Source organism: Streptomyces sp. NPDC007205 (assembly GCF_040634095.1).
Taxonomy (GTDB): Bacteria; Actinomycetota; Actinomycetes; order Streptomycetales; family Streptomycetaceae; genus Streptomyces.
On the sequence record NZ_JBEYEW010000135.1, the window covers coordinates 1 to 3,299 of the forward strand.

The window sequence follows — 3,299 nt, forward strand, 5'->3', positions numbered from 1 at the left end:
AGACCCATATCCGCCGTCAACTCATGCAGATTCCTCGCAGCCACCACCTTCGGCCGCAGCACCCGCTCCAGCTGCCCCTCCGACATCACAGCCACAACACCGTCGTCCACAACACCCGCAGTGTGGAACACAGCCGTCAGCGGATGCTCGACCGGCAGGCCGGCAAGAACCTCGGCCAGAGCGTCACGGTCGGCGGCATCACACGCCGCGAAAGCCACCCGCGCACCCAACTCCTCGACCCCTGCCCGCAGTTCGTGCGCGCCTGGCGCCTGCTCGCCGCGACGGCTCAGCAACAACAGACGACGAACACCATGCTCCGACACCAGATGCCGGGCCAGTACGCCACCGAGCGCACCCGTCGCCCCCGTGATCAACACAGTCCCGCCGGGATCGAACCGCAATCCCTCAGCATCTCCTGCCGTGGTTGCCCGGGTCAGCCGGGGAACGCGCAGCTCCCCGCCCCGCACCGCGACCTGCGGCTCACCCGACGCCACAGCCGCAGCCAGCAACCCATCCGCATCACCATCCACGTCAACCAGCACAAACCTGCCCGGATGCTCCGACTGCGCCGCCCGCGCCAAACCCCACACCGGCGCCGCACCCAGATCCACGACATCCTCACCCTCACCGGCCGCGACCGCACCCGACGTCACCACCACAAGACGCGAACCCCCATCCGCCGCCTCGTCATCGAGGAACTGCCGGACCAGATCCAGCACACGCCCCGCGCCCCCGTCCCCCGAAACCCGTACGACAACGTCCGCACCCTCCACCCCGCCCGCAGCACCCTCCGGCATCACGATCCGCCGCCACTCCACCCGGAACAGACCATCGCTGCGGACGGTGGCCTGCATGGCCACCGGCCGTAGAGCCAACTCGTCGACAGACGCAACCAGCGCTCCAGTGGGGTCGGCCACGGTCAGCGCGACCGTGTCCGCACCCGTGCTCCTCAGCCGGACCCGCAGCGCAGAGGCACCCACAGCGTGAACCTCGGCCCCACTCCACGCAAACGGAAGCCGCCCCGGAACATCCCCGTCCACCACACCAGGCAACAACGGATGCAACGCCGCATCCAACAACGCCGGATGCACCACAAACCGCCCCGCATCCGACCGCCACTCCTCACCCAACACCACCTCAGCGAACACCTCACCCTCACCCCGCCACACCCGACGAAGACCGGCAAACCCCGGACCATAAGCAAAACCAGCCTCCGCCAACCGCCCATACACACCCTCGACATCCACCTCCACCACACCCACCGGCGGCCACACACCCAGCCCCTCACCCGAACCCACACCAGCCGTCAACCGACCACTGGCATGCACCGTCCACCCACCCCCATCACCCTCCACACGCCCGAACACATCAATCCGCCGGGCGTAGGAGTCGTCGGGCTCCGCGACAACCATCTGAAGCTGGACGCCACCGTGTTCGGGGATCACCAGCGGGGCGGTCAGCGTCAGCTCCTCCACGCGCTCGTACCCGACCTGTTCGCCGGCGCGCAGGGCAAGTTCGAGCAACGCCGTCCCCGGCAGCAACACCGTGCCCTGGACCCGGTGGTCGGCGAGCCACGGATGTGTGGCAAGGGAGACTTTGCCGGTGAAGAGGTGGGCGTCCCGGTCAGCGATGCGTACAGCGCCTCCGAGCAGTGGATGGTCCGTTGCGTCCAGACCGAGTCCCGCCGCGTCCACCGGAGTCGTCGGGGACGTGAGCCAGTAACGGTCGCGGCGGAAGGCGTACGTAGGGAGGTCGACGCGGCGGCCGCCGGGGTAGGTCGCCGCCGGGTCAAGGGCTCCGCCCCGCAGGTGCAGCAGGGCCAGGGCCGCCGCGTGGGTGACGGTTTCGGGTCGCCCGGCCCGCAGCATCGGCGTGATCGCGCCGACCTCGTCCGACAGGCAGTCCTGGACCATCGCGGTCAGCACTCCGTCGGGGCCGAGCTCCAGGTAGTCGGTGACGCCCTGCGCTTCGAGGAACCGTACGCAGTCGTGGAAACGGACGGCCTCGCGGATGTGCTGGGCCCAGTAGTCGGGCGACCGCAGCTGTTCGCCGGTGGCGAGTTCACCGGTCACGTTGGAGACGACGGGAATGCGCGGCTCGTGAAAGGTGAGCTGTGCTGCCACGGCACGGAATTCCTCCAGCACCTCGTCCATATGGGGCGAGTGGAAGGCGTGGCTGACCGTGAGCCGCTTGCTCTTGCGGCCCTTGGCCCGCCACAGTGCCGCGACCTTGTCGACCGCGGGCTCGTCGCCGGAGACGACGACGGCACGGGGGCCGTTGACCGCGGCTACCGCGATCGCGTCGCCGTACTCGGCGAGGGTCTCCCGGACCTCGTCCTCGGTGGCCTGGAGGGCGGCCATCGCACCCCCCTCGCGGGCTGCCTGCATGAGCCTGCCGCGGGTCGCGACGAGCGTGCAGGCGTCCTGGACAGAGAGCACACCCGACACATGTGCCGCGGTGATCTCGCCGACGGAGTGGCCGAGAAGATAGTCGGGAGCGGCCCCGCGGCTCGTGGCGAGGCGGTACAGGGCGACCTCCAGGGCGAAGAGCGCGGCCTGGGTGAAGTCTGTCTGTTCGAGCAGCGCCGCGTCGGCGGAGCCGGCGGGAGCAAACAGGATGGCCTTCAGCGGCCGTCCGAGTTGGTCGTCCAGGTACGCGCACACCTCGTCCAGCGCATGGGCGAACACGGGTTCCGTCGAGTGGAGTTCGCGGCCCATGCCGAGACGCTGGCTGCCCTGCCCCGTGAACAGGAATGCGGTCTTCCCGCGGGAGACGGCGCTGTCGTCGCGTACGACACCGGTGGCTTTCTCACCTTGTGCCAGGATGTCGAGGCCGCGCAAGATCTCGGCACGGTCCTCGCCCACGACTGCGGCACGGCGTTCCAGGGTGGCCCTGGTCGTCGCCAGTGAGAAACCGACGTCCGCCGGGGGCAGTTCGGGGTGTGCCGTCAGGTGGGCGTGCAGCCGCTCGGCCTGCGCGCGCAGTCCAGCCTCGTCCCGCGCGGAGAGGAAGAGCGGGATCACTCCGGTCGGGGCGGCGGAAGCACTGGCTTCCGTCTCGGCTTCGAGCGGCTGCTCGATGATGATGTGCGCGTTGGTGCCGCTGATGCCGAAGGAGGAGATTGCGGCCCTGCGGGGTGTGTCGCCCCCCGGCCACTCCCGCGCCTCGGTCAGCAGCGACACCGCTCCCGCCGCCCAGTCCACATGCGGAGACGGCTCATCGACATGCAGGGTCCTGGGCAGAACGCCATACCGCATCGCCTGAACCATCTTGATCACACCACCGACACCCGCCGCAGC

General features: G+C 69.4%; 2 protein-coding genes and 1 pseudogene. 1 reads left to right on the forward strand and 2 read right to left on the reverse strand.

All coding sequences use genetic code 11. From position 1 onward, the window contains the following. Nucleotides 1-2,717: acyltransferase domain-containing protein (locus ABZ624_RS42490; protein ID WP_360101012.1), on the reverse strand; the 2,717-nt coding region annotated here is incomplete at its 3' end. Between ABZ624_RS42490 and ABZ624_RS42495 the strand changes: the two genes are divergently transcribed. After that, complete coding sequence (locus tag ABZ624_RS42495; protein ID WP_360101015.1) at nucleotides 2,700-2,909, forward strand: hypothetical protein; 210 nt, start codon at nucleotides 2,700-2,702, stop codon at nucleotides 2,907-2,909. The genes ABZ624_RS42490 and ABZ624_RS42495 overlap by 18 nt on opposite strands. An 18-nt stretch (nucleotides 2,910-2,927) precedes the next feature. Here the strand turns inward: ABZ624_RS42495 and ABZ624_RS42500 are convergent. Beyond that, nucleotides 2,928-3,269 (reverse strand): annotated as a pseudogene (locus tag ABZ624_RS42500) (ketoacyl-synthetase C-terminal extension domain-containing protein); the annotation flags it as partial. Nucleotides 3,270-3,299 lie beyond the last annotated feature (30 nt).